The 25311-nt window shown below is 55.9% G+C and carries 22 protein-coding genes; 8 read left to right on the top strand and 14 right to left on the bottom strand.

All coding sequences use genetic code 11. From position 1 onward, the window contains the following. Positions 1-153: 153 nt before the first annotated feature. From QZ517_RS06625 to QZ517_RS06590, 8 genes are all read right to left on the bottom strand, one after another. Complete coding sequence (locus tag QZ517_RS06625; RefSeq protein WP_294224016.1) at positions 154-1767, bottom strand: tyrosine-type recombinase/integrase; 1614 nt, start codon at positions 1765-1767, stop codon at positions 154-156. After that, positions 1764-2174: a helix-turn-helix domain-containing protein gene (locus tag QZ517_RS06620; protein ID WP_294224014.1), complete on the bottom strand. Its 411-nt coding sequence runs from the start codon at positions 2172-2174 to the stop codon at positions 1764-1766. Before QZ517_RS06620 ends, QZ517_RS06625 begins: the two co-directional genes overlap by 4 nt. Positions 2175-2234: 60 nt before the next feature. Beyond that, positions 2235-2435 (bottom strand): AlpA family phage regulatory protein, encoded by a 201-nt coding sequence (locus tag QZ517_RS06615; protein ID WP_294224011.1) that lies wholly within the window; start codon positions 2433-2435, stop codon positions 2235-2237. A 107-nt stretch (positions 2436-2542) separates the two neighbouring features. Beyond that, the gene (locus QZ517_RS06610; protein WP_294224008.1) at positions 2543-3568 is read right to left on the bottom strand and encodes a hypothetical protein; all 1026 of its coding nucleotides are present in this window, start codon (positions 3566-3568) and stop codon (positions 2543-2545) included. After that, positions 3561-4790: an integrase arm-type DNA-binding domain-containing protein gene (locus QZ517_RS06605; RefSeq protein WP_294224005.1), complete on the bottom strand. Its 1230-nt coding sequence runs from the start codon at positions 4788-4790 to the stop codon at positions 3561-3563. Before QZ517_RS06605 ends, QZ517_RS06610 begins: the two co-directional genes overlap by 8 nt. A gap of 586 nt (positions 4791-5376) precedes the next feature. Then, the gene (locus QZ517_RS06600; protein ID WP_164645787.1) at positions 5377-6165 is read right to left on the bottom strand and encodes an ATP-binding cassette domain-containing protein; all 789 of its coding nucleotides are present in this window, start codon (positions 6163-6165) and stop codon (positions 5377-5379) included. A 1-nt stretch (position 6166) separates the two neighbouring features. Continuing rightward, on the bottom strand, positions 6167-7291 hold the full coding sequence (locus QZ517_RS06595) for an ABC transporter permease (protein ID WP_294223993.1): 1125 nt from the start codon (positions 7289-7291) through the stop codon (positions 6167-6169). A gap of 91 nt (positions 7292-7382) precedes the next feature. After that, on the bottom strand, positions 7383-8333 hold the full coding sequence (locus tag QZ517_RS06590) for a sugar ABC transporter substrate-binding protein (RefSeq protein ID WP_294223990.1): 951 nt from the start codon (positions 8331-8333) through the stop codon (positions 7383-7385). A gap of 184 nt (positions 8334-8517) precedes the next feature. On the opposite strand from QZ517_RS06590, the gene QZ517_RS06585 reads away from it, so the two are divergent. Next, positions 8518-9516, top strand: coding sequence for a LacI family DNA-binding transcriptional regulator (locus tag QZ517_RS06585; RefSeq protein WP_294223988.1), 999 nt, complete (start codon positions 8518-8520; stop codon positions 9514-9516). Positions 9517-9549: 33 nt separating this feature from the next. Here the strand turns inward: QZ517_RS06585 and QZ517_RS06580 are convergent, their stop codons facing one another. From QZ517_RS06580 to QZ517_RS06570, 3 genes are all read right to left on the bottom strand, one after another. Next, positions 9550-10683 (bottom strand): Gfo/Idh/MocA family oxidoreductase, encoded by a 1134-nt coding sequence (locus QZ517_RS06580; protein ID WP_294223985.1) that lies wholly within the window; start codon positions 10681-10683, stop codon positions 9550-9552. Positions 10684-10765: 82 nt separating this feature from the next. Further along, complete coding sequence (locus QZ517_RS06575) at positions 10766-11659, bottom strand: TIM barrel protein (RefSeq protein WP_294223983.1); 894 nt, start codon at positions 11657-11659, stop codon at positions 10766-10768. A gap of 16 nt (positions 11660-11675) precedes the next feature. After that, positions 11676-12779: a Gfo/Idh/MocA family oxidoreductase gene (locus QZ517_RS06570; RefSeq protein WP_294223981.1), complete on the bottom strand. Its 1104-nt coding sequence runs from the start codon at positions 12777-12779 to the stop codon at positions 11676-11678. A 132-nt stretch (positions 12780-12911) separates the two neighbouring features. Here QZ517_RS06570 and iolD point away from each other — a divergent pair, with 132 nt between their 5' ends. The 5 genes from iolD to iolG are packed head-to-tail and all read left to right on the top strand — an operon-like array spanning position 12912 to position 18441. Next, on the top strand, positions 12912-14780 hold the full coding sequence (gene iolD / locus QZ517_RS06565; RefSeq protein ID WP_294223978.1) for a 3D-(3,5/4)-trihydroxycyclohexane-1,2-dione acylhydrolase (decyclizing): 1869 nt from the start codon (positions 12912-12914) through the stop codon (positions 14778-14780). Continuing rightward, the gene (gene iolC, locus QZ517_RS06560) at positions 14780-15754 is read left to right on the top strand and encodes a 5-dehydro-2-deoxygluconokinase (protein WP_294223975.1); all 975 of its coding nucleotides are present in this window, start codon (positions 14780-14782) and stop codon (positions 15752-15754) included. The genes iolD and iolC overlap by 1 nt, the downstream gene beginning before the upstream one ends. Positions 15755-15766: 12 nt before the next feature. Then, the gene (locus QZ517_RS06555; protein WP_294223972.1) at positions 15767-16624 is read left to right on the top strand and encodes a 5-deoxy-glucuronate isomerase; all 858 of its coding nucleotides are present in this window, start codon (positions 15767-15769) and stop codon (positions 16622-16624) included. Further along, positions 16621-17451 (top strand): class II fructose-bisphosphate aldolase, encoded by an 831-nt coding sequence (locus QZ517_RS06550; protein ID WP_294223967.1) that lies wholly within the window; start codon positions 16621-16623, stop codon positions 17449-17451. The genes QZ517_RS06555 and QZ517_RS06550 overlap by 4 nt, the downstream gene beginning before the upstream one ends. Next, positions 17452-18441 (top strand): inositol 2-dehydrogenase, encoded by a 990-nt coding sequence (gene iolG, locus QZ517_RS06545; RefSeq protein WP_294223964.1) that lies wholly within the window; start codon positions 17452-17454, stop codon positions 18439-18441. It abuts the gene before it with no gap. Positions 18442-18540: 99 nt separating this feature from the next. On the opposite strand, the gene QZ517_RS06540 is transcribed toward iolG, so the two are convergent. Next, positions 18541-19719, bottom strand: coding sequence for a phytanoyl-CoA dioxygenase family protein (locus QZ517_RS06540; RefSeq protein ID WP_294223961.1), 1179 nt, complete (start codon positions 19717-19719; stop codon positions 18541-18543). Positions 19720-19798: 79 nt separating this feature from the next. Here QZ517_RS06540 and QZ517_RS06535 point away from each other — a divergent pair, with 79 nt between their 5' ends. Continuing rightward, positions 19799-20851: a LacI family DNA-binding transcriptional regulator gene (locus QZ517_RS06535; protein WP_294223958.1), complete on the top strand. Its 1053-nt coding sequence runs from the start codon at positions 19799-19801 to the stop codon at positions 20849-20851. Positions 20852-20902: 51 nt separating this feature from the next. Here QZ517_RS06535 and QZ517_RS06530 read toward each other — a convergent pair whose 3' ends face one another. After that, a complete protein-coding gene (locus QZ517_RS06530) occupies positions 20903-21850 on the bottom strand; it encodes a site-specific integrase (protein ID WP_294223955.1) in 948 nt (315 codons plus the stop codon). A gap of 190 nt (positions 21851-22040) precedes the next feature. On the opposite strand from QZ517_RS06530, the gene QZ517_RS06525 reads away from it, so the two are divergent. After that, positions 22041-22739, top strand: coding sequence for a hypothetical protein (locus QZ517_RS06525; RefSeq protein ID WP_294223952.1), 699 nt, complete (start codon positions 22041-22043; stop codon positions 22737-22739). A gap of 516 nt (positions 22740-23255) precedes the next feature. Here QZ517_RS06525 and QZ517_RS06520 read toward each other — a convergent pair. After that, positions 23256-24911, bottom strand: coding sequence for a DUF262 domain-containing protein (locus QZ517_RS06520; protein WP_294223949.1), 1656 nt, complete (start codon positions 24909-24911; stop codon positions 23256-23258). Positions 24912-25311 lie beyond the last annotated feature (400 nt).

Raw genomic sequence — 25311 nt, 5'->3', positions numbered from 1 at the left:
TCCGCCCACTGCGACTGCGTGCTTGCGATCGGTCAGCGGGGAGGCAGCCCGACTTGGGGTGGAAGCGGCCTCCTTGTTTAGGATGAGCCTTCAACAAAGTACGACCGTTTCCCGAAGGCTAGAGAAGAGAGCGCTGCTTCACCGATACCGCCCCTATTCCAGCACGTCCTCCCCATCGCGCGCGGCGGCGCGTCGGTCGGCCAGCCGTTTGGCGTAGTTGTATTCTTTGGACCCGCGTTCGAAGCGGCTTTCGTAATAGTCGAGAACCATTGACTGTTCCTCGGCCGTAAACTGGGTTCCAGCACAAAGCCCTTCGATCGTGCTGCGGCGTTGCTCGTCCGTCATTTTGGCATAATAGGTTTCTTTGACTTGAGGCCTCGCATGTCCAAGGTTGAGAGAGAAAGCCCTTTCTTCTTTCCGTGAGCTCGTCAGTTCGTTTCCTAGGTAGACCAGTGTGTCGCGTGCAGAGTGCGGTGTGCAGCAGCGATCAATCAGGGCCGTGGCTGCCTTGAAAGCTTTGCCTACCGCGGCGGACGATTGCATGGGGAGCACCGGGGCGGCGCCGGGGGCGCGATGGCTCAGATCATCAAAGCTGGGGATGACTGCGTCATCCTCGGCAAACCCCAGGGCCCCAAGTTCGGTCAGCCAATCACCGAGGACCTGCTGGAAGGCTTCCGTGCGAGGGAAGAAGAAACTGCGAAAGCTCTTGCCGTTCTTGGCCCGCATTTCGGTGGCGTCTTGTAGCATTTCCTTCTTCTGCAGGTCGATGTGCTTCAGGCGAAGCGTGGTAAGGGCCGCTGCACGTAGTCCGCAGGTATAGGCACAAGCAATGATGGCCCGGTCTCGACGTTCTGCGATCGTGCTGCCGGGCATCTTCGCCAACATCTCTTCCGCTTCTTCGATCGTGAGATAGTCCCGGTCTTCGCGCGGCAGTGTTTTTGCGCGCACCGCTTTGGGCAGCTCAAGATTGAGCAAGATGTTCTGACTGAGACGCTTATAGCCATCCTGTATGCGAAGCCATTCGAAGAACTGACGCACTTGAGACGCGTGATGGCGGATGGTGGAGTTGCTCAAGCCACCATCCTCCTTAGGGGTTTGACCCAGCTTGACCAAGTGGTCGCGGAAGGCGGCCGCGTCCGTCGGCGTGACCTTGTCGAAAGCTTTTCCGCCAATATGAACCTCTAACATACGGATGCTGCGCAGGTGCGCTCGGACGGTCACGGTTTCGAAGCGCCCGGCATAGGCTTGCCACCTATGCACGATCCGGTCATTCGTCAGATAACAAACCGTGCCGCGAGATGTAGGAAGGTTCTCGATACCAGTTGGGGAGTCACCATTACTTTCGTCTCTCAAGGCCAGGCTGGTACCTGACATGACACATTTTTTGAGGCTGTCGTATTCTGTCGCTTTCAGTAACTTCGACACATTTGCGTCGCAGTTTGGGCAGATGCCTTGCGCCATCGGAACGTCCGCTAGGGTTGTGCGGAACGTGACGGAATGCGGGGCTGGATAGCCTGCGCTGTCGCAGCTCAAACAGTTGAACTCACCTTGTTTCAGCTTTGCCCGCTGCTTGCGTTTCTGCCCATCGTGATAGCGTTGCAGCTCTGTTCCACGGAAGACATACGGAACCTGTTCATCCGATTTTAGAAGCCCCGACTTGATCCAGTCAGTCACGGCATTGCGCCGCACATCATAGATCTCGCACAGCTCCTCGACCGAGAAGACCTGATCCTGGCAAACCTTTATCTTGTAGTGCGCCCGGGTCATTTCTCGGTCTCCGAACGACAGATCTGCTGAAGAGGCTGCGGCGGCGTGACCGTAAGCGCCTTCTCAAATGCAAGCAGGCTCGACAAGCGCCAGCGCGTGCTGTTTGGGGGAAGCTTGACCGGGGCGGGCAGATGGCCCCGGTTGACGCGCTTCCACACTGTTTGACGGGCAATGCCGAAGCGTTCAGCGACCTCAGTGTCTTTCATATAGCGCTCACCGACACCGAGGTTGCCAGCGTTATGGCCTTTAAGTGCCGCCAGCTGTTGTGGAGGCAAGTCTTGAGATCCAGTTTGAGTCTGCTTCTGATCACTGTCCCGACGGCGAATGGGTGCAATCGGTGCCTCAACGCGAACAGGGGGATCCGCGAACAGATCCCCCATTGCCGAATTGTCACTGTGTTTAGCCATTGGCGCCTCCAATGAGGCGCAAGCAGCTCTGAGGCAGGGAAGGGGCGAGCACCCGCTTCATTACGCGCCCTCCCTCAGGAGCGCGCGAATGCCACCAACACGCCAGGCTGTGGTGCGCGGGCCAAGGCGCACCGGCTGGGGGAAACGTCCGGCTCGGACGCCAGCCCACCAGGTCGAACGAGACACCGGTACCGGGCCGTTGGGATGCAGGATCTGCTTTTCGCGCAGCAGCGCGTCATCGGGAAGGTCGTCAAAGTGCATGGTAATCCATCCATGTGTGTTAAGGATGGTCCAAGGCTGACGAAGCCCGGTTATGTGCAGGGTGGATCCACTTAGTCCATCGTGGATTCACGATGCGTTTCATATTTTTAAGGGGTCAAACTGCCCCAATAGTCGCGGTCGGCATGCTCCTCACTGGCTACCTTTAGCAGCTTCCGCACCGTTTGCTGGCCCAGAGCACAGCCAAGTTCGACGGATTTATCGGCAATCTGCTTGGGCACATCGGATCTATTTTGCCGCGGGTCGTAACTGTGGCCGTCGACGGCACAGGCAATAAGGGCCTTCTGCAGGGTTGCGATCCGGAGTGTACTTGCCGATTTTTGAGCTCGACTGTCTTCGTCTCTGGAAGCGGCGTCTAGTTTTTGCTGCAACTCCTTGAGCTGCTCATCTCTTTCCTGGAGCTGCTGTTGTAGATCTGCGTTCTCGGCGGACATATCCGCCAATTTAACGGTCTCCGACTGTTGTGAGCTTTGATCAACCAGGCCGGCTGCTCGATGCCAGGCTGGAGACACGTAATAGCCCCGTTGTTTTAGCCAGAGCAGGTAGTCTTGAGCAGGGGACTTCTTGCCGATCTCCCCGATCTCCATCGCCCGCTCAAATATTCTGAACCTGTCTTCGCGCTCACGGATTGTTTCGCCGGTTTCCGGCGCCTCTCCGCGCCAGCCGTCTGTGGTGAACGGATCAAAGTTCAAGGACAGATCGATTGCTTCCCGAGCGGTCCAATAAGGCTTGCGAGCCCACTTCCCGATGAGCCGCCGTTCCTGCTGAAGGTACTGTTCGGAGAGCATTTCACGCCGGTGATGGGCAAAGTGCTGCCCGTCATATCCGATTGGGCCTTCTGGGGTGATGGCCAGCCACCAGTCTGTATGGAAGGGAATGTTGTTTCGCTCCGCCCACCAAAGCCAGTCACTCGGGGCGCCAAACCGTTCGCCAGACCGTTTCGCGCGTGCCAGAAACACTTCGTGAGACTGGAGCGTTTCCGAAGCATCATCGGTGTCAGGTGAGGTGCCCAGCGCGAGCAGGAGGGCTTCTTCCAAAGCCCAGTGGCTCCGGTGAATCCAGGCCTGCATCAATTGCTCGGTTGGTCGCGTTGGCATCTGTTCGCAATCAGTCATGTTCCGGCCTTTTGGTTTTTAAAGTATCCAGATGGTCCGCCCACCACTGCGCCAACTCAACCCGTTCGCTCCAATACTCGCCACGTGCGTAAGCGCGGCGGATTTCATTTTTCTCGACATGGGCAAGGGCGCGTTCGATGGCATCAGGATGCCAGCGGCCGGATTCATTGGCCAGTGTGGAAAACATCGCCCGGAACCCATGCGCCGTCATCTCTTCCTTGCCATAGCCCATGCGGCGCAGGGCGGCGTTCAGAGTGTTGTCACTCATGCAACGCCGCGAAGAGCGTACGGATGGGAAGAGGAGCGCACCCCAGCCGGTGAGAGTTCGCAGCTGTTTCACGCACTCAAGCGCCTGATGCGACAGGGGCACCGCGTGAGGGCGGCGCATCTTGGCGCGATGGGCAGGAACCGTCCAGACCGCCTTAGCCCCGTCGATCTCTTCCCACTCGGCCATGCGCAACTCACCGGGGCGCAGAGCGGTCAGCGACAGCAGCTGTAAAGCCAGGCGGGTTGAGGTTTGTCCGGAGAAGCCATCGATAGCACGAAGTAAGGCGCCAACCTGCGTAGGATCTGTGATTGCCGCCCGGTGACGGACCTGCGGTCGGATCAGGGCGTCCTTCAAACCATAGGTCGGATCATTGTCGGCCAGGCCCAGCGCGATGGCATATCGAAAGACAGCCCCAGCGGCAGAACGCATTCGAATAGCACTTTCGTGATTGCCCTTGTTCTCGATCTTCTTCAGGGGAACCAAAACATCTCGTGCTGTGATTTGGGAGATGGGCATTTGCCCGATATCGGCGCCGAGCAGGCGGTGGAGCCATTCGGTTTTGGCAAGTGTAGTTTCTGCCCGGCCTTCAATGCGCTTCTTTTCGAGCAGTTCTGCGGCGATCTTGGCGAAGGTCTCGGTTTGCTCAGCTGCCGCCTTCGCTTTCTGATCTTTGCGCACGCTCGAGGGATCTTCGTCGTTCGCGATCAAACTGCGGGCCTCATCCCGTTTGCGCCGTGCATCGGCCAAAGTCACCTCTGGGTATTTGCCCAGCGCCAGAAGCTTCTCTTTCCGCAGCCAGCGGTACTTAAAACGCCAAAGTTTCGACCCGTTCGGCTTGATCAGCAAGTAGAGCCCGTCGAAGTCGGCTTGCTTGTAGGGCTTCTCCCTAGGCTTCAGAGCCCGAATCCGTGCGTCGCTTAAAACCGGCATGGGGGTACCTTCCAGATGTCTCATGACACGTACCCCAGATCGGTACCCCGCTTTGGGGTAGATTGCAGCGCACGTGGCAGGACATCTCCGGACAAACCAATAGCGAAAATCCTGCGAATACAGGCTACTGACGGATCAATTTGGATGCAACTGGATGGTAAAATGGTGCCCAGGGGCGGAATCGAACCACCGACACGAGGATTTTCAATCCATCCATAACGCAAAATCAAAGGCCTCGTATTTATGTTGCAGCTACATAAATAGTATGTAGCAATGGTAGTGCTTTGCCACACTTTTGCTTGGCAAGACAGACGCCATCTAAAAGTGGATCGTAAGACGATATGGCAAGCCCGTCCGCAGAACCGCTCCCAAATAACTTCGATAGGTAAAGACATACCAAAGTTCCCCAATCAGCGAGAGGACGTACCTTCGAGTTCAATTTCGAACCCACGCCCACAACCGATGGATATGCGCGATCAGGGGCATTCACTGCTGACACTGACGTCCAGCACCAAAGCCAAACTGCAGCTACCAAACAGAAGCCCACCCCGAATGTGCGGGATGGGGCCTTATTTTTGGAAAACGGACAACACTAGGTAGCACCAGCCTGTTAAACAGTGCCGCCTAGGCTGCCTTCCAACGCCACCAGCTCTTGCCCACCAGCCATCATGTCCTGCAACTCATCGGGCGTGATTTGACCGCGTTGAGACGTGCCGAGCGTTTGGCCTCGGTTCAAAACTGTGAATCGGTCTCCGACGGCCATGGCATGACGCACGTTGTGAGTGATGAAGACAACCGCCACGCCCTGCTTGCGCACTTTGTCGATGGTGGCCAGAACATTTGCTGTTTGGCGTACACCAAGCGCGGACGTAGGCTCATCCAGGATAAGTACTTTTGCACCGAAATGCACCGCCCGCGCAATGGCAACGGTTTGCCGCTCACCACCAGACAGCGTACCAACGGCTTGGTCCGGCCCTCGCAGATTGATGCCCATTTTGCGCATCTCATCCATCGTGACTTTGTTGGCGTAGTCATGGTCAAAGAACTTCATCGGGCCAACCTTTTTCACCGGCTCATTGCCCATGAAGAAGTTCCGGCTCACTGACATCAGTGGGATCATTGCGAGGTGCTGATGCACCGTTGCTATTCCCGCTGAAATTGCATCCCGGGGATCGGCAAAATGCATCTCTTTGCCTTCAAAACGGATTTCTCCTTTAGTTGGCTTATGCACACCGGACATAGTTTTGATGAAGGTCGATTTCCCTGCACCGTTGTCTCCAAGCAAGCAGTGACATTCGCCCGGGAAGATATCGACCGAAACACCTGCCAGTGCGATCACGCGGCCAAAATGCTTCTCGATGTTCTTCATCTGGATGAGGGGGGCATGTTCAGGATCCATATCAACGCTCCCCCGTGATAATGCGACGGATGTAAGTATTTAAGATCACGGCACCAAGCAGGATCAGCCCAAGGAAAACGCGGAACAATGAGCTTTCCACGCCCGCAAAGAACAGGCCCTGCTGAACCACCCCAAAGATCAAAGCGCCCAACGCGGCACCAATCACAGAACCATACCCGCCAGTGAGCAACGCGCCCCCAATAACCACCGCAATGATAGCTTCAAACTCCTTCAGCAACCCGCGATCGGCTCCAGCAGAGCCAAACTCCATGACCTGACACACTGCGAGCACCGTGGCGCAGAAAGCCGTGAACATAAACATCAGAATCTTGACTTTGTTCACCGGCACCCCCGAGTTGCGTGCCGCCTCAGAGTCCCCTCCAGCAGCAAAAATCCAATTGCCGAATTTGGTCTTGGTGAGGATGATATGCCCGACAATCACCAGGCCAATCGCCCAAACGATCAGCATGGGCAGACCTTCGACCACGGGCTGCCCTTTGCGTGTACCGCGTTCAAACACAGCGATGATGCCGTTGTCGCCCATCCACTGGAAAAATCCGGTGAAGATCTTGCCGCCAAACACTGCGGCCAGCCAGTCACCTTCTGCTACATCGCTGACGCCGCCAATGATGGTTTTGCGCTCGATGGTTTGTGGCAGGTAGATCGCGAACCCTCTTAGAATAAACAGGAACGCCAGGGTTACGATAAAACTCGGCAGCCCCGTGCGCACCACAATGAACCCGTTCAACGCGCCAATTGACACTGCAATCGCGAAGGTGACAATGATCGCGAGCCAGACCGGCCAGCCAAGCGTCACACTGAAGATCGCGATCAGCATGCCCGCGAAACCGATCATGGAGCCAACAGAGAGGTCGAACTCCCCTGCAATCATCAGAAGGCAGGCCCCAACGGCAATAATCATAAATTGCGCCGAGATCTGGCTCCAGTTCATGATGCCCTGGCTGTTGAACATGCCACTGTCAAAAGCGAACAGTAGGAAAAAAGTGAACACGGCGACGGTGCCGACGATCCCGCCCAGCTCTGGGCGGATCAATGCATTGCGGAAACTGGAAATTTCCTTAACGCGTTCGTCGGAATTGGCCGTGGGTTGCGTCGCGCTTGTCATGCGACATCTCCCATTTGGTCTGAATTGTAGGATTTGCAGTACAGAGTGCGAAGGGCGCTAATGCAAGCGCCCTGCGCGATGTGAGTGACGCTTAGCGGTATTCGCCTGCGAACTCTTCAACTTTTTCCAGGCCATCTGCGGTCACAAAACCAGGGCCGGAGTTGATGTTGTTGCCCGGCAGAACGCCATAGCGGTGATAGTTGGTGAGCACCACAACCGGCAGGTAGGCCTGCAGGAATGGCTGCTGGTCGATACCCCAGTTGATCACGCCGGCCTTAATGCCCTTAACGATCTCTTCGCCGAGGTCAAAAGTACCAAAGTAGATGTCACCCGCCATACCGTTTTCATCCAGCGCCAACAGAGTTGGATCTGCGGATGTTGGGCCAAGCGTCAGGACCGCGTCGGTGTCCGGGTTGGCATTCAGATACGCCAGAACACGGTTCTTAATCTCCGCAGGATCCTGGCCGCTGTCGATCATTTGGTCGCCGAGTTCTACACCCAGACCGTCAGCAAATCCCGTGCAACGCTCTGTCGAAGATGGGGAAGAGATATAGTGGTTCACACAGAGGAAGCTACCAACGCCGTCACCTTTGGCGCGCAGACCAGCAGCGTAACCCGCATCATACTCTGGCTGACCAACATACATCAGCGCACCAACCTCGCGCGCCTGATCTGGCGTCCCGGAGTTCATGATGATCACATCAACACCGCTGTCCACGGCGGCTCTGATCGGGCCGGACAGAACATCATAGTCAGACAGGGTTGTGATGATGCCGTTTGGCCCAGAGGCCGCCGCCTGCTCGATGATGCGCGCCATGTCGGCAAGGTCGCCGGTTGGCGGGTTGCGGTACTCCACCTCAACACCCATCTGATCACCGGCAAGCGCGATGCCGTTTTTGATTGTGTTCCACCAGCTGTCGCTGTCCGGTGCATGGCTGACGAGAACATATTTCTCACCTTCGGCCACTGCCGAAGTTGCCACGGCGAATGGTGCTGCCACCACGGCAGCGGCCAGAGCCAGCTTCTTTGTAATTGACGTCATGTTTTCCTCCCAAAATCACGTCTTCATGGCACGTGGGCGGCTGATCCCGCCTCTCCGACTCAATTTAAACCACACTCCAGCGCTTTTTGCAACCGGTTGCAAAATTGCCAGCACTGTTTCATGCTGCACTTATTGAAAAAACCTTGTAAACAAGCAGTAATAAAGAGCTAAGGACCGACAAAAAATGGCCGTCACTTTGAAAGAGGTTGCAGAACGCGCGGGCGTTTCACGATCAGCCGTATCGCGCACCTTCACCGACGGCGCCTCTGTTTCCGACAAGATGCGACGCAAAGTCGAAAAGGCGGCCAAGGAGCTTGGCTACAGCCCCAATGCCCTGGCCTCCTCGCTCACAACCGGACGCACCAAGCTGATCGGCCTGGTCTCCAACAACTTTCACAACCCAATTTTCCTGGAAGTCTTTGATCTGTTTACACGCGGATTACAGGATCGCGGGTTGCGCCCCTTGCTGGTTAACCTCACCGACGAGACTGACCCTGAGAACTCGGTCCGAATGCTACGCCAGTATTCGGTGGACGGCGTGGTGGTCGCCTCCTCTACCCTCCCGCCAGAATTTGCCAAGGCCTTTCGCGATGCCGGTGTACCGGTTGTACATTCTTTTGGACGGGCCTCATCAGCACCACAAGTGCATGTTGTTGGAATCGACAACGTGGAATGTGGCCGGATGGCAGCCCGCGAACTGGTGCGGCGCGGCTACACACACGTTGGCTTCATGGGCGGACCCGAAGGCGCCTCCTCAACCCAAGACCGTTACTCAGGCTTTATGGCAGAGATGTCCGCACACCCAGACATCAAGGCTAGCCATTCCTTTGCCGACGCCTATTCCTTTGACGCAGGACGTCGTGAAATGCTCAGGCTATTAAAGAACGGCCCCGCGCAAGCGTACTTCTGTGGTGACGACGTACTGTCCATTGGCGCACTGTCGGCCATAGATGACAGCGGCCTGTCCTGCCCGGATAATATTGGCATCATAGGCCTCAACGACATGGAAATGGCGCAATGGGAAAACATCGACCTGACCACCATTCATCAGCCAATACGCCAGATTGTGACCAGTTCAATTGAACTGATGGTGGCAATGCTGGACGACCCGGAACGCTATCCAGAAACGCGGATTTTCCCCTGCTCCATTGTGGAGCGTGGCACCTTGAAGCCGGGGATATGAGGCCGCACCTATAAGCGCGGCCTCGACGTTCCTTTAGCGGAACATTGGTGGGCGGGCATCCATCCATGCGCCGTCTGATTTTGCGGAAGCCACCGCCGTATAGACCGCTGCCATGGATCGCACACCGTCAGCTGCATTTGGCAAACCGTCACGCGCTTCGCCGGAAATGGCATCTGCCAGATCACAATAGATATTGGCCACCGCCAGCGGGAAACCCTCGGGATGCGCAATAGCCACACGACTCAAACGCTGCGCATCCTCGTGCAGGCCGCCCTCGCCCTTTTCAATGATCTGCGTGCGCCCACCAACCGGCGTGTAGATCAACTGGTTTGGCTGTTCTGAGGCCCAGCGCAGACCGCCAGTCTCGCCAAACACCTGAATATCAAAACCATGTTGCCGTCCAATCGCCACGGACGACGTCCAAAGCCGCCCAACCGTGCCGCCACTCATGCGAAAATTGACCATTGCGTCGTCTTCAAGCTCACGACTGGCGATGGCGGAGGCAAAATCGGCGGACAGGCTTTCAACCTCATCATCCGCGATGAACCCCGCCATATGCATCGCATGGATACCACAATCCGCAAACTGCCCGGACACACCGGCCATCGCAGGATCATACCGCCACCGCACGCGCGGATTGTCCGCATCCGTTGCGTCGCCGTGGTGGCCATGGCTGAAGTTTGTGACCACCAAACGGACCTTGCCAATTTCACCCGCCCGTACCATCGCGCGGGCTTGGCGCACCATTGGGTAAGCCGAATAACAGTAATTGACCGCGCAAATCTTACCGCTCTTCTCCGCGACCTTGACGATCTCTTCGCCTTCCTCAACGGTCATGGTCATCGGCTTTTCACAAAGCACGTTGAAACCGTTTTCCAGGAAGGCCTTGGTGATCTCAAAGTGGGTCGAGTTGGGCGTCGCCACCGTCACCAGATCAATGCGATCGCTGCGATCTTTCTCACCAGCCAGCATCTCCTGCCAATCACCATAGGCGCGATCCGCAGAAACGCCCAGGCGCTGCGCGTACTCTTTACCCACGTCCGGGCGATGATCCAAAGCGCCAGCCGAAAATTCAAACCGCCCATCCGCCAGCGCTCCTAGCCGGTGCGCCGGTCCAATCTGGCTGCCCTCACCGCCACCAATCATGCCCCATTTCAACTTGGTCATGGCTCTCATTCCTCCTCAGGCGCCCGCAATTCGGCACCTCCGCAATACAGTCGTGATACAGACGCAATACCGACGTCCAGATTTAGCTGAATCCGATGGATTCCAAATACTCTCGGTTCTTGCGCGCATCGCCCACAGGATCCGGGTCTAGAAGTGGATCGCAGTCCTGTTCAACCGTGCACCAGCCTTCAAATCCAGCATCCAAAAGCACCTGACGCACCGCTGGAAAATCGACATCCCCGTCGCCGAGATTGCAGAAAATTCCTTGCCCGCAGGCATCATAGAACCCAGTGCGATTGGTGATCACTTCCGCCTTCACCTTTGGGTCGATGTCCTTGAAATGCATATAGGAAATGCGACCAACGTGCTTCTTCATAAAGGCCACAGGGTCAAAGCCCGCATAGCTGTGGTGCCCGGTATCAAAGCAGATCTTCAGAATGCTGTCGTCTACCTCATCAAGCAACCGTTCCAGCTCTGGCTCAAAATCCATAAACCCGGCCGCATGAGCGTGAATACCAACGGTCAGGCCATACTCTTCGCTCCCGATCCGCGCGGTCTCCGCAATACGATCCCGATAGGCGGCCCACTCCGCCTTATCCATCTGCTCAGCTTCCCCAGAACGCCCAGCCGTAGGCGCCCGACGCGGGGATATTGAATCAATCAAAACAAGATGTTGTGCACCATGCGCCTTCAGCGCTTTTGCGGTGCGATGGGTGGCATCAAGCACATCACCCCACGCGTCCGGATCGTGATAGGCGCGGAACACCACCCCGCCGATCAGCTCCAGATCATGCTCGGCCAAAGCCTCGCCTAGCACTGCCGGGTCCTCTGGCATGAAACCTACCGGCCCGAGCTCGATGCCCTTATAGCCAGCCTCGGCACATTGTTTCAAAACGGTTTGCCAGGTTGGATTGCGGTCATCCTCCGCAAACTCCACACCCCAAGAACACGGTGCATTGCCAATCCGAATGCTCATTTCGCTCACTCCAAAGTCAGAAGCTGTTGATATTTGTCCAGGTTTTCGCGTCATTGCTGGCCAAGGCCGCTGCAATCACACGATTCACCTCATGTCCGTCGCGGAAAGTCGGAAACACCGGCCTTCCCGTCTCAATCGCCCGCAGGAAATCCCGCGCTTCGATGATGATCTGATCCTGATAGCCAGTACCGTGCCCCGGTCCCTGGCAGAACGGCTCGTAATCGGGATGCGCAGGGCCGGTCAGGATTTTCACGAACCCCCGCGTCGCTTCCGGCCCCTCCATGCGATAGAGCCAAAGCGAGTTCTGATCTTCCTGGTCAAAGCGAATTGCGCCTTTTGTGCCAGACACTTCATAGACATAGCCCATCTTGCGCCCGGTCGCGACGCGAGAGAAATACATATGTCCCATGGCGCCACGCTCAAACCGGCACATCACCTGCGCATGATCATCGTTGGTCACACGGCCACCCGGCCGCTCCGCATGAACGGTCTCAACTTCACCCAGAACTTGAGAAATAGGCCCCATCAACGCCAGCGCGCAATTGACCATATGCGGCGCCAAGTCACCCATGGTGCCATTCGCCATACCCTGTGTACGCCAGCTGGCCGGCGTTTTTGGGTCTGCATAGAAATCTTCGGTGTGTTCGCCGCGAAACCAGGTCACATCCCCAATCTCTCCACGTGCAATCAAATCGCGCGCAAACTGCGTTGCAGGCGTGCGCACGTAGTTGAACCCAACCATATTCGCTACATCAGTCGCTTCCGCTGCCGCGACCATGGCCGCGCCGTCAGCCATAGACGCCCCTAACGGCTTTTCACACAGCACGGGTTTTCCCAACGCAAAGGCGGCCTCCGCAATGTCCCGATGCGTTTCTTGCGGCGACGCAATCACAACAGCTTCAACTTTTGGATCAGACACCAACGCACGCCAGTCAGCTGTTGAACGCGCAAACCCGTAGGCCTTTTGGTACCGCTGCGCACTCTCGGGTGACGAAGCGCACACCATTTCTAACCGAGGTCTCAGGGCCGTGTTGAACACCGCCCCCACGGAGGCCATCGCAACCGCATGAGCCTTGCCCATATAGCCGCCGCCACAAATGCCAATGCCAATCTCAGTCACCGCGCAGCCTCCATTTTGAAATTCAATTTGCAACCGGTTGCAAAACTTGTATCTTGAGATTCGAAAACTCGCAAGCCGCATTCGTTCGGGACACTCAGATTCCGCCAAATGCTCCAGAAGGGTCGCGCAAAGATGACGACAGTAAACACCACCATCCGCCTCACCACGGCTCAGGCGATTATTCGCTGGCTTTCCAATCAGTTCATAGAAATTGACGGGCAGGAAATGCGCGTCTGCGGCGGCGGATTTGGCATCTTTGGCCATGGCAATGTGACCTGCTTAGGTGAGGCCCTAAACGGCGTGCGGGAAGAGCTGCCGCTATACCGTGGTCAGAACGAACAAAGCATGGGATTCGCGGCCGCGGGATACGCCAAGCAATGGCTGCGCCAACGTTTCATGTTATGCACCGCTTCGGCTGGTCCCGGCACGGCCAATCTACTGACGGCAGCTGGATTGGCACACGCAAATCGGCTGCCCATGTTGCTGCTCTGTGGGGATACCTTCCTCACACGCCTGCCGGACCCAGTTCTGCAGCAGATGGAAAACTACAACGACCCAACCTTCGGAGTGAATGATGCTTTCAAACCCGTCGTGCGCTACTGGGATCGTATTTCCCACCCCGCCCAGGTAATCCAGTCCCTGCCAAACGCCCTCGCAACACTGTTGGACCCAGCCGATTGTGGCCCCGCCTTTCTTGGATTGCCGCAGGATGTACAGGGATGGACTTACGACTACCCGGAAAAGTTCTTCGCCAAGAAAGTACACCGCATCCGCCGCCAGGCACCAGATGTGGCCGAGATTATCGATGCAGCAGAGATGCTCGCAACAGCAAAGCGCCCAATGATCATTGCAGGGGGCGGTGTTCAATACTCGCAGGCGGCCACTGAACTCACCGCCTTTTCAGAAAAGCACAACATTCCCGTGGTTGAAACCATCGCCGGTCGCGCCAATATGCTCGCGACCCATCCTCTGAATATCGGCCCTATCGGGGTCACGGGCTCCGACAGCGCCAATGCCATTGCCGGAAAGGCGGATGTGATCCTTGCGGTTGGCACCCGGTTGCAAGACTTCACCACTGGCAGCTGGACCGCTTTTGACCAAGACGCGCAGTTCATTTCGATCAACGCCGCCCGCCATGACGCAGGCAAACATATGTCCCTTCCTGTGGTTGGCGATGCCAAACTGTCACTGGTCGCACTGGACAGCGAACTCAATATGAGCACGCCCACGCCATGGGTCACCTTCGCGCAAGAAGAGCGGACAAAGTGGGACGCCTATGTGGCTGATAACGTATCCCACGGTAACCGCCCCAAATCCTACGCGCAAGTGATTGGCGTGGTGAACGAGCTCTGCGATACGCGAGACCGCGTTGTGGCGGCCGCAGGCGGTTTGCCGGCTGAGGTCACCGCCAATTGGCGCACGCTGGACATTGGTACAGTGGATGTGGAGTTTGGCTTCTCCTGCATGGGCTATGAAATCGCGGGGGCCTGGGGCGCGCGCATCGCGCAAGCAGAACGAGAACCGGATCAAGACACCATCACTTTCTGTGGTGACGGCTCCTACATGATGCTCAACTCAGACATCTATTCCTCCGTCCTCAGCCGGAAAAAGATGATTGTGCTTGTGTTGGACAACGGTGGATTTGCCGTGATCAACAAGCTGCAAAACAACACCGGAAACGAGAGTTTCAACAACCTGCTGGAGGACTGCCCAACCATCCCCGAGGCCTTTGGCGTGGACTTCACGGCCCATGCAGCCTCCATGGGGGCAACAGCCGAAAAGGTGGCCAATCCGGCCGAGTTGGGCGAAGCCTTCAAGCGCGCCAAAGCCAGCAACAAGACTTACGTTATCGTCATGGATGTGGACCCCTACGAAGGTTGGACCACGGAAGGCCATGCCTGGTGGGAAGTCGGTACACCGCACATCACCGAAGACGACGCGGTGCGCGAAGCGCATGTTGAGTGGGAAGCCAGCCGCGTCAAACAACGTCGGGGCGTGTGATGAACTTAATTGAATCGATTAAAGGCAACCGCTTTGCCGTTTTTGGCCGTGCAGGCATGGACATGTTTGCCGATCCTGTTGGAGTCAAAAGCGAGGATGCAACCACCTTCCAAGCTGACCTAGGTGGATCCTCTGCCAACATCTGCGTGGGTCTGGTCAAACTTGGATCGGACGCGTCTCTCGTAACATCAGTGTCGGACGACGCGGTAGGACGGTTTTGCATCAACCGCCTTGAAGATTACGGTGTGGATACGCGCTACGTCCGCTCTGTCGGCGGTGAGGCCCGCACCTCTTTGGCGGTCTATGAAAGCTGCATTGAGGATTTCCAAAATGTGATTTACCGCAACGGCGCAGCGGATTTTCAAGTCAGCGACAATGACATGGACGCGGTTAATTACAGCGCTTTCACTGCACTTATCACCGCGGGAACCGTCTTTGCCGCTGAACCATCGCGCTCCGCAACTTTTCGCGCTTTCGACAACGCAAAAGCGGCTGGTTTGCCGGTCATCTTTGACATCGACTACAGGCCCTACATCTGGCCGTCTGCAGAAGTTGCAGCCGATGTGCTTTCGCGCGCGGGCGAAGCCAGCGACCTGATTGTTGGCAACGATGAAGAATTTGGCTTCATGGCTGGCGGCATTGAGAAAGGCCTCGACAAGGCGCGGGAATTGGCCGCCAGTGGCAAACTGGTAATCTACAAAATGGGCCACGAGGGCGCGATTACCCTCGCTGATGGTGAAGAAATTCGCACCGGCATCTATCCCGTCACTGCCATAAAACCCAACGGCGCCGGCGACAGCTTTATGGCTGGCCTCCTTGCGTCAATCGCGGCAGGTCACAGCCTCCGCGACGCCGTGCTGCGCGGTTCGGCCTGCGCCTCAATTGTGGTGTCCCAACCCGGGTGCGCCAACGCCATGCCCACAACCACCGAGCTTGAGGCCTTTTTGTCCTCGCACTCCGGACCAACTCTTTGAAAGGAGAGGCCAATGCACATTGCGCCCCATGACAACCAAAACAAACCCATCGTTGATGCAAACCATGACCTGGTGCCGCTGAACTACTTCAACATCGTGAAACTCAATCGCGGCGAAGTGTTTGAATACGCTGTGCCTGGCTACGAAACCTGCGTTGTACCGGCCACCGGCACTGTGGACGTCGATGTTGAAGGTGCGGTCTACCCTGACCTCGGCAACCGGACAGAAGATGTCTGGGACGGCGACCCAGAAGGGGTCTATGTGCCGGTTGGGGCGACGGTGCGCATCACATGCAAAACCGATGCAACCGAGACCTTTATTGCAGGCGCCAAATACGATAAGGTCCTGGAGCCGTTTGATGTGCGCGTCCCAGAGCTTGATCTGGTGCAATACGGCTCCGACGACACCAAAACTCACCGCAAAATCAAACACATCCTCGGCGCCCACCACCATGATAAGGTCGGCCGCCTGTTGGTCAGCGAGTTGTTCACAGTTGGCGAAGGCGGCTGGTCCGGTTTCCCATCTCATAAGCATGACACCGACCGTCAGGCTGCAGACGGTGAGATGATCGAAACCCGTCACGACGAAACCTATAACTTCCGTTTCAAGCCAAACTACGGCTCCGGCGTTCAAATGCTGCAACGCGAAGACAACAAGCCGGGCGACGCTTATCACATCATGGATGGCTCAACGATCATGCTCGACAAAGGCTACCATCCCTGCGCCGTTCTACCCGGCTACCAGATGTATTACTTCACCATCCTCGGCGGTTTGAGCCAGCGCAGCCTCAAGCAATACTTTCAGCCAACCCATGAGGAACAGCTGCACACGATCCCTGGTATTATGGATATGGTTGCGAAATTCAAATGACACTTGTGACATTGAAGGAAGCCTTACAGCCCGCGCTGAAGGATAGTTATGCCGTGGCCGGATTGGTCACGCTAGGCTGGGAAGACATGCGTGCCTATGTTGCAGCGGCGGAAGCGGAAAACGTGCCGGTGATCTTGCAGGCAGGCCCCTCCTGCCGGGAGCACACGCCCCTGCCTGTGCTGGGAAAGATGTTCACGCATCTCGCGGAAAGCGCCTCCGTGCCCGTCGTCGCGCATCTCGACCATGGCTACACAGCAGAGGAATGCCGTGTTGCGATCGACAGCGGCTTCACGTCAGTGATGTTTGACGGGTCGCGCACGCCTTTGGCGCAAAACATCGACGACACCGCTGCGATTGCCGAAATGGCGCATGCGGCGGGCGTGTCTTGCGAAGGGGAAATCGGCTTTGTCGGTTACTCTGGCGGCGAAGGCTCAGCGGGTACCGATCCAGAGGAAGCTGCACAATTTGCTCGGGACACTGGCGTTGACGCCATGGCGATTTCAGTCGGTAACGTGCATTTGCAGCAAGACAAAGAAGGCGGCTTGGACATCGATCGCATCAATGCCATTGAAGCTTTGACCGAAGTGCCCTTGGTGATCCATGGCGGCTCCGGTGTGCCCGTCACGCAACGGCAAGCCTTGGCGCGCGGCTCCAAGATCTGCAAATTCAACATTGGAACAGAACTGCGTATGGCCTTTGGCGACGCCATGCGCGCGGCAGTGAATTCCGATCCCGCACGCTTTGATCGCGTGCAGATCCTAAAAGAAACCCACGATCCATTGGTAGCCAAAACCCGCCAAGTCTTGCGCAGCTTCAAGGGGGCATAGATGACACGTATCGGACTATTAGGGTGCGGCCGGATCGGCCAGGTACATGCCCGTTCTATCGCACAAATTGACGGCGTCACTGTATCTGCCGTGGCCGACTCTTTCCCGGCGCCTGCTCAGGAGTTGGCCAGCCGTGCAAACGGAAAGGTCATGGATGCCATGGAGCTTATCAACTGCGCCGACGTCGACGCAGTTGTCATTGGCACCCCAACCGACACCCACTACAACCTCATTCACGCCGCGGCCAAAGCGGGCAAAGCGATCTTCTGTGAAAAACCCGTCGACTTGTCCTCGGACAGAATTCGCGACTGCAAAGCTGTTGTCGAAACCGCTGGCGTGCCCTTCCTGACGGCGTTCAACAGACGCTTTGACCCAAACTTTGCTGACTTGCAGGCACGACTGCAACAGGGCCAGATTGGCGACACAGAGATCATCACCATTCAATCCCGCGACCCCTCTCCGCCCCCGGTCAGCTACATCCAAAGCTCCGGCGGCATTTTCCGCGACATGATGATCCACGACTTGGACATGGCTCGCTTCCTACTTGGGGAGAATCCCGTTCGCGTCTACGCTGTCGGGTCTGCACTTGTGGACCCTGAAATTGGCGATGCGGGTGACGTTGATACAGCCGCTGTCACGCTGTCCACAGCGAGCGGAAAAATCTGCCAGATCACCAATTCTCGACGCGCAAGCTACGGGTACGATCAACGGATAGAAGTGCACGGATCCCATGGCATGTTGCGCGCCGAAAACGTGCACGAGACAACGGTTGAAGTGGCTACCAAAGCGGGGTTCTCCAAAGCTCCGGTGCAACACTTCTTCCTGGAACGGTATGAAGCGGCGTATCGCGCCGAAATGGCGCATTTTGTTGCCGCTCTTCAAAGCAACACGTCACCAACGCCAAGCATTGAAGACGGTTTGCAGGCCCAGTTGCTGGCTGATGCCGCAGATCAGTCCCTGAAAAGCGGCGCGCCGGTCGACCTAACTTAACCGCTCCCCTATCGTCAGAGTGTACTGCAGAAGCCATACGGGCCATCGTGTGAATTTCACGATGGCCCTTTCTGCCTCAAGCTAGACACTCTGATCCGCTTAGGATGCCTGTTTCACAGCTTCCATTTGCTCAAGCCCTGCGCAGAACTGTTCTTGGCTCAGTCCCTCAGCAATAGCCCGCTTAAAGAACGCGGCCTGTGTTTCTGGCGCCAACCCATTTGACGGTGGATTCCGATCCAGATTTGTCGGGAACGAATAGCCTTCTGCTGTCGCAGCAATGGCCGCAGAGAGCTCAGCCTGGATCAATGATCCATCCGCAAATGCCTGCAAGGCATGCGGAAATACCAATTGGCACATCCTACCCCGGTCAACGGTCTCCATAGCCCGCCCGAAAGCAGAAGACACTTGCAGCAAGTTCACAAACCGATGGATATCAGTGCTGCTGTTTGCGCCTGCGGCATGAAACAGTGCTGGATTGAAAAAGACCGCGTCCCCTTTTGAGAGGGGCAATTGCACGCAGCTCTCCTCAAACACCTCTCGGAAATCCTCGCGCCGCCAGGCGGCATAGCCAGGCTTGTAGGTTTGCGAAAACGGCAGCAGCTTGGTTGGGCCGCTTTCAAGCGGCATATCACAATGGGCCACCGCGCCCTGCAACGTCAAAATCGGCGAGACCTCATGCACATGCGCAGGATAAGCTGCGCTCACCTCCGCGGTTTGAAACCCAAGGTGATAGTCGCGGTGGGCCTGCTGCGCCTCGCCTCCGGGATGCACCAGATTGACCTGCGCCGTCATTTGATAATTCGGCCCGAGCCAAGCCTCACACACAGCCGAAATCGCAGGGTTGGCGAAGTACCGAAGAAACACTTCTGGAGCAGTCTCGCAAAGCTTCTGAAGAGAGTTCCAGATACGATCATTGGCGCCGGACGCCGCAAAGTGATCCGCGCCGCCACCTGCATTTTGCTTTTCCCGCTCAATAATACCGCCGTATATCTCCGTGGCCTCATCCAACACGCGGGTGTCACGATACGCCCCTTCCAGCACGACAATACCGGCCCCACTTCGCAATACCCGCGCCCATTCGGCCATCACGGTTCGGCGGCCCTCACCTTCTAAGGCGGACTGAAGTTTACCACTGTCATAGACGGGAATATTCTTTTCGATGGTCGTCGCCAGTGGCACGTTTTCCGTGCGTGTCACCTGGTCAATACATGCAGCAAAGTCTCTCACGTTGCATTTTTGTGGATCGTAGTACCCAGTTAAATCGGCCGCGTTTGTCATACTGTTTCCTCCCTGTTTGCTCTTAACCTACGAGACCGAAGGATTGATTTTTGAATGAAAACACATCAAAAACACATCAATGACCCATCGCTTTCCAATCAAAGAAATAGCGCGGCAAGCAGGCCTTGGCACGGCAACCATTGACAGAGTTGTCAACAATCGCGCCAACGTCAGCACTCAGACAAAACAACGTGTCGCCGCCGCAATCGAAGAGCTAACCGCGCAAGAGGCGCAGCTCTCCGCACGTGGGCGGCGCATGTTCTTTGACTTTGTGATTGAGGCACCCGTGCGTTTCAGTCGCGAAGTCAAAAATGCGACCGGAGCTGTCTTGCCGTACATCAGTTCAGCAGTCTGTCGTCCGCGCTTTCTGTTGCAAGAAATCATGCAAGAGGCAGAAGTTGTGGCTGCCCTTGAGCGCATTCACAAAAGGGGCAGTCAAGGCGTATGCCTAAAAGCCAAGGACACCCCCGCGATACGGGGCGCGGTGCGCAAACTCCAAGCGTCCAAGATTCCCGTGGTAACTTTGGTCACGGACCTCGGCGACGGCGACAGGCTATCTTACGTGGGCTTGGACAATGCAGGCGCCGGACGTACTGCAGCCTATCTCATTTCCAAAACTCTGGGGAACCGTTCTGGAGCCGTTTTGGCAACCCGCAGCCACGAACGCTTCCTGGGAGAGGAGGATCGCGAAATCGCATTTAAAGAGGCATTGTCGAAGCTTTGCCCCAACCTGGCGATCATCCCCTTTCAGGGTGGCGGAGGCATTTATGCAAAAACTATTACCCAACTCACTCAAAAACTTGCGAATGTTGCGGATCTACAAGCTGTCTACTCAATGGGAGGCGGCAATAAGGCGATCCTTGAATCCCTTGAGCGCTGTAGACTGAAGCCACTTGTTTTTGTGGCCCACGATCTGGATCGAGAAAACAAAGAGTTGCTCGCCAAGGAGAAGATCAGTTTCGTTCTCCACCATGATCTGCAACGCGACATTCGAGCCGCGTTCGATCACTTTCTTGCCTTCCACAAGCTGGCACTTGAACCAACAACAAAGCCAGCCTCAACAGCGCAAGTCCTCACGCCAATGAACGTTCCGACAGATTTACTTCGCGAAGAACTCATTGGCAATCGCTGAGTTCACACCGCCAAACACAGTATCGTTCGCGCCGAAATCCCACTTCTCACCCTACGCAGCCATCAAATCTGCGTCCAACTTCTCGAACATCGAAACGTCCTCTTCAGCATTCTCAAACAGGTGGCCGTACACATCCATCGTCATGGTGATTGACGCATGCCCGAGCAAGGTTTGGATCTTCTTCGGGTTCCACCCCTGTTCAATGAACAACGACGCTGCTGCATGACGAAGTGCGTGGATGCCAAACTTGGCTTTCCCGCTTTCGTCAACGATGTCTTCAGTGACCAACATCGGCTTGAACACCCGGTTGTAGATGTTGGAGTAGTTCTGGACCTTGCCGACGGAGTTTGGGAAAACCAAGTTCAGCTTACTTTCGGGGGCTTTATCCCTCCAGTCCAGCAGCGCTTCAAACACAGTCGGTGCCATTGGGATTTCTCGCGTTCCAGCCCGGCTCTTTGGCAAGCCGATTTCACAATACTCGTCTGCGCGTTGCCGAACCTGAATGACTTTCCGGTCAAAGTCGACCGCATCCCAGGACAGCCCCCGCAATTCAGAGATACGCATTCCTGTGAAAATTGCCGTTATGAACATCGCTCGATGGGAGGCCGGCGCGTTTGCAATAATCACCTTGATCTCTTGTTTTGTGGGCACCTCAACCCGTTTTCCATCTGCCCGCGAACTTCGTTTCAATTTCACTTCGGTCGCCACATTGTGGGTTGCCCATTCTCGCTCGACTGCTTCCGTCAGGATCGCGCGCAGGCTCACCATGATCTTCTTCACCTGTGCTCGTGACACATCATCGTCCAGCAGATCGTCCATGAAGTCGCGAATGTCGCCACGCGACAGATCCGCGAGCAGGAGATTCCCGATCTTTGGCTCAATGTGGATCTTGGCATGGCTGCGATAGGCTTTCATTGTTGAGCGCTCCAGCTCGTTGCGTTCACAGGTTCTCAACCAGCTTTGGCAGGCGTCGGACACGGTTTTGGTATGCTTGGACATGAGGATGGTTCCCTAGGATTGATTTCGACCAATCTGTGTTAGTCAGCGGCTTCGTGTCCTTCGGGCGTTCTCCACATATTGGCCGCTGTTTGTTGCAGGAAAACATCACTTTTCTTGAGTTGAGCTAGACCTTTGTAGCGGGCAATCATCCGGCCATCTATCTATGTTGCAACAACATAAAGAGGCCGCCTTGATTTACGCATACGTCCTACTGTCACACGGCCCAAAACCCAAAGGTTCGATTGAGAACCATCCTGCGGCCCGGCAACAAATCTCCAACCTGCGTGGAGCAACCAGAGAATTGGAGAGTTTGGTCGATCTTCGTATTCTCCACGATTATTCGCGCAACTTCTCAAAACTGGCCGACCTTCCCAATCTTCTAAAGCTCTTAAAGGCCATCAAGGAGCATAACGGGGCGATCCTCATCGACGACTTCCGGCGCTTGTTTGCGAACCATTCTGGCGACAACAGAGTTGCGTTGTTTGATGAATTGCTGGAGTTCAAAGAAAGCATCCGCGACCTAAGGACAGCCAAACTCCTGGGTGAGCTCACGCAGACGCAAATTACATTGATTTGCGCCGCAGAAAGCCCGGTCAAGTTTGTCCGGACCCCGTCTCCACGTGAACCCAGGGCGAAGATCGAGCGACAGTTACAAACTCAAAAGGCTGTTGACGCTTCCAGGCAAGCCCGGTCCATTGCGGCAGATGGAAAAGCCCGTGAACTTGCCGATCTACGAAACTTGCTGGCCGCGACATCGAATGATGTTTCCAACCGGAAGATCGCTGATGCAGCAAACGCAGAAGGATTACGAACGACACGTGGCAACCTTTGGAACCCAGCAGCAGTCGACCGTATGCTCAAGCGTTTGGAAGATGGGAGGTCAGGTTAAGAAGCGCTCAGTAGTAAAGGCGTCTCTACGGAAGAGCGCTGAGAATAGGTCAGTATAAGGGTTGGGTTGTCGGTATGGCACTTTAGATTCCTCTGACGCATGTCCCTGTGCTTAGCTTATACTTAGGACTGACGTCAGATCCTCTTTGTTTGCTTGAGCCAGGCTCGTGCATTGAACGGACAAAGACACGTTCAAAGGCCGTGACAACCCCAGAGTTTCCCCGTGAGAAAAGTGTGTTTGCTGGCGGCCTTGACAGATCCGTGTGCAGATCCACTTTGAGGGCAGGCAGCACCCGGTCTCTGAAATCTAGAATAATGGCCGCTCTGCGTATGAACCGGTCTTTGCAAAGCTTGGTGAACGCCCCAAAGAGGTATCTCGACAAGGCGTTTCGATGCTGCGGTTGCAGCCCACAATGCGACCATTCAATGAATGAGCAAATCTCTAGCTACTCGTACTCCTAATGCGTGGGCGGAAACGTCGCTCGATTTCTTTCTGACGGACCGTCACACAATCGCTTCAAGGGACAGAGCCCTCGCAGAGTTTCTGCATGGACAAGTGGATCAGATTTGCGCGCGTTTCGACGAACATTTTGAAATCTCCATTTTCCAGATCATCGTAAGGCACGCGATGGCTTTCGAGCCTTTGCCGAACCTGTTCTTCTGTGGCATTAGCATCCCGCCCCCGCTCCTCAAGGTATTGCTTAGGGGTTTTGGCCGCTATCTTCCGGTTGGTCTTCCAAGAAATCAGCGCGCAGTTGAGGGCAGAATTCACCTCGTGATCAGGGAACTGATCTTGAAGGAGGCTACGTGGATAAACGTGATGGTACTCACGGAAGCGCACATTGTCTGCGGTTGCTTTCGCGCCATCGGCAAAATCATAGCCTCCACCATAGAGAGAGACCGCGACGATTGCCCGCCCAAGCCTGTCCTTGCGACTCGGCCAGCCGCCGCGAATGAGTTCGACGGCCGCTGGTAACGGATTTTGGACTTCATCAAACAGATCCGGTGTGGCACCTGAATCTGGATTTACGATCATCCGCTGGATCGCCTTGTAATCGGCAAATGCACGGGTGGTTGCAGTCTTGAGATAGCGATCCGTGAAACTTGCTCGCCAGATTGCTTTCCTGATCAACGTCCGCGCACGCCCCTCTTGATCTGCACCGTCGACGGGTACATGCGCCCAAAGGGCACTAGTCAAGTAGACGATCACCTCTGTCGGCAGCAAACGCTCATTGAAGATGGCTTCGTCCCGCAAGAATGACACGCCGCGCTTTAATCCAACTATAATCTGATCCCAAACATTGGCGAGCTCACTGCCAAACGCTGGGTCAAGGTAAGTGCGCTTTAATGGGGGCTTGCCGTTCAGCAACGCCCCAATCGCCAATGCTACGTCTTCTACCTTCCCGTAGTCGGCCGCGGCTGGAACCTTTTCGATAAGGTCGGCAATCATGTCGTGCAGCGAGTCGCCAACTGCGCCCTCAAGCTGTGCAACAACAATATCGAAATCCTTCAGCGGTGATGCCGACGTGTTCATCTTGATGAACACGTCAAGCGCTGTTTCTTGTTCTGTAGTCACGGGCAACGACAAAAACGGAATGGGATAAGAGGCAAGTCTTTGGCGCAAACGCATGATGGCTTTGTCAGTTGCCTTGTCCGTCTCCGCTGTCTCGGTCCATTCGTCCATCTGAAGCTCGCCTTTGGAACCTGGGCAAAGAATCGCAACAGGAAAATAACGACGTTCCAGACACTCGACCGGATTGTCAGCCCAGAGCGGCATGCGCTTTCCGGACTTGGAAATATAGCGTTTCACAATCTCAACTTCGGGACGGTCTTCGTTTTCCAAAGAGACAAAGACCGTGAACTCGTCGTAGTTATCAATCAATGACCTCCAAAGAGCCGTCATGCGCTGCTGCCCATCAAGTAAGTTCATTTGCGGCATGCCCTTTGGGCTCGGTGCCCCGGAAAGTGGCCGAGAGTGGAAGAGCTCTTTGTCGCCCACCTCCAGCAGCAGAAGTGCTCCGATGGGCAGTGACGGAACACGGAGGATATTCTCCAGAACGCCCTCGATCTGGTTTGGCCGCCATGCCTCAAAGCGCTGGAATCTGGGCAACGTCAGATGCCCCTCGCGGATCATTGCGAACCAATCTTCGACGGTCTTGGTACGGGCTTCCATATTACATTCCTACGTTGAGTTCCCTCATTTGAACTCTACTATAGCCCACAAAGAAAAGGACAGCTGCTTTTATTGCGATGATGCCGGACGCAGCGGGCGCCTATTCCACAGTCCTGATCCGAGGCATCCGTTCGCCTTTTTTGCACAAGGGCCTGTGGTGAAAACCTCCAGCATAACGCTTTCAAAACAAAGTGAAAATCGGCAGAAGATGGATCGTGAGGACGTTTTTGCGGCTACAAGTCGCCGTGCGGATAGAATTCCACTGTTCGGTTACTTGGCGTGTCACTAAGCAATCGCATTCGTTGCGACCGACAGGTCTCCGCCCGATGTGTCGATTGCCTATGTCTTCTTTGGGCTGGAGCGGTTGTTAGACGTGTTTGGTGCGAAGGTCTGCTGTTAG

It is taken from the genome of uncultured Shimia sp. (assembly GCF_913054185.1).
GTDB lineage: Bacteria > Pseudomonadota > Alphaproteobacteria > Rhodobacterales > Rhodobacteraceae > Shimia.
The sequence above is the reverse complement of the archived record's forward strand: the minus strand, read 5'-3'. Positions and strand labels throughout refer to the sequence as shown.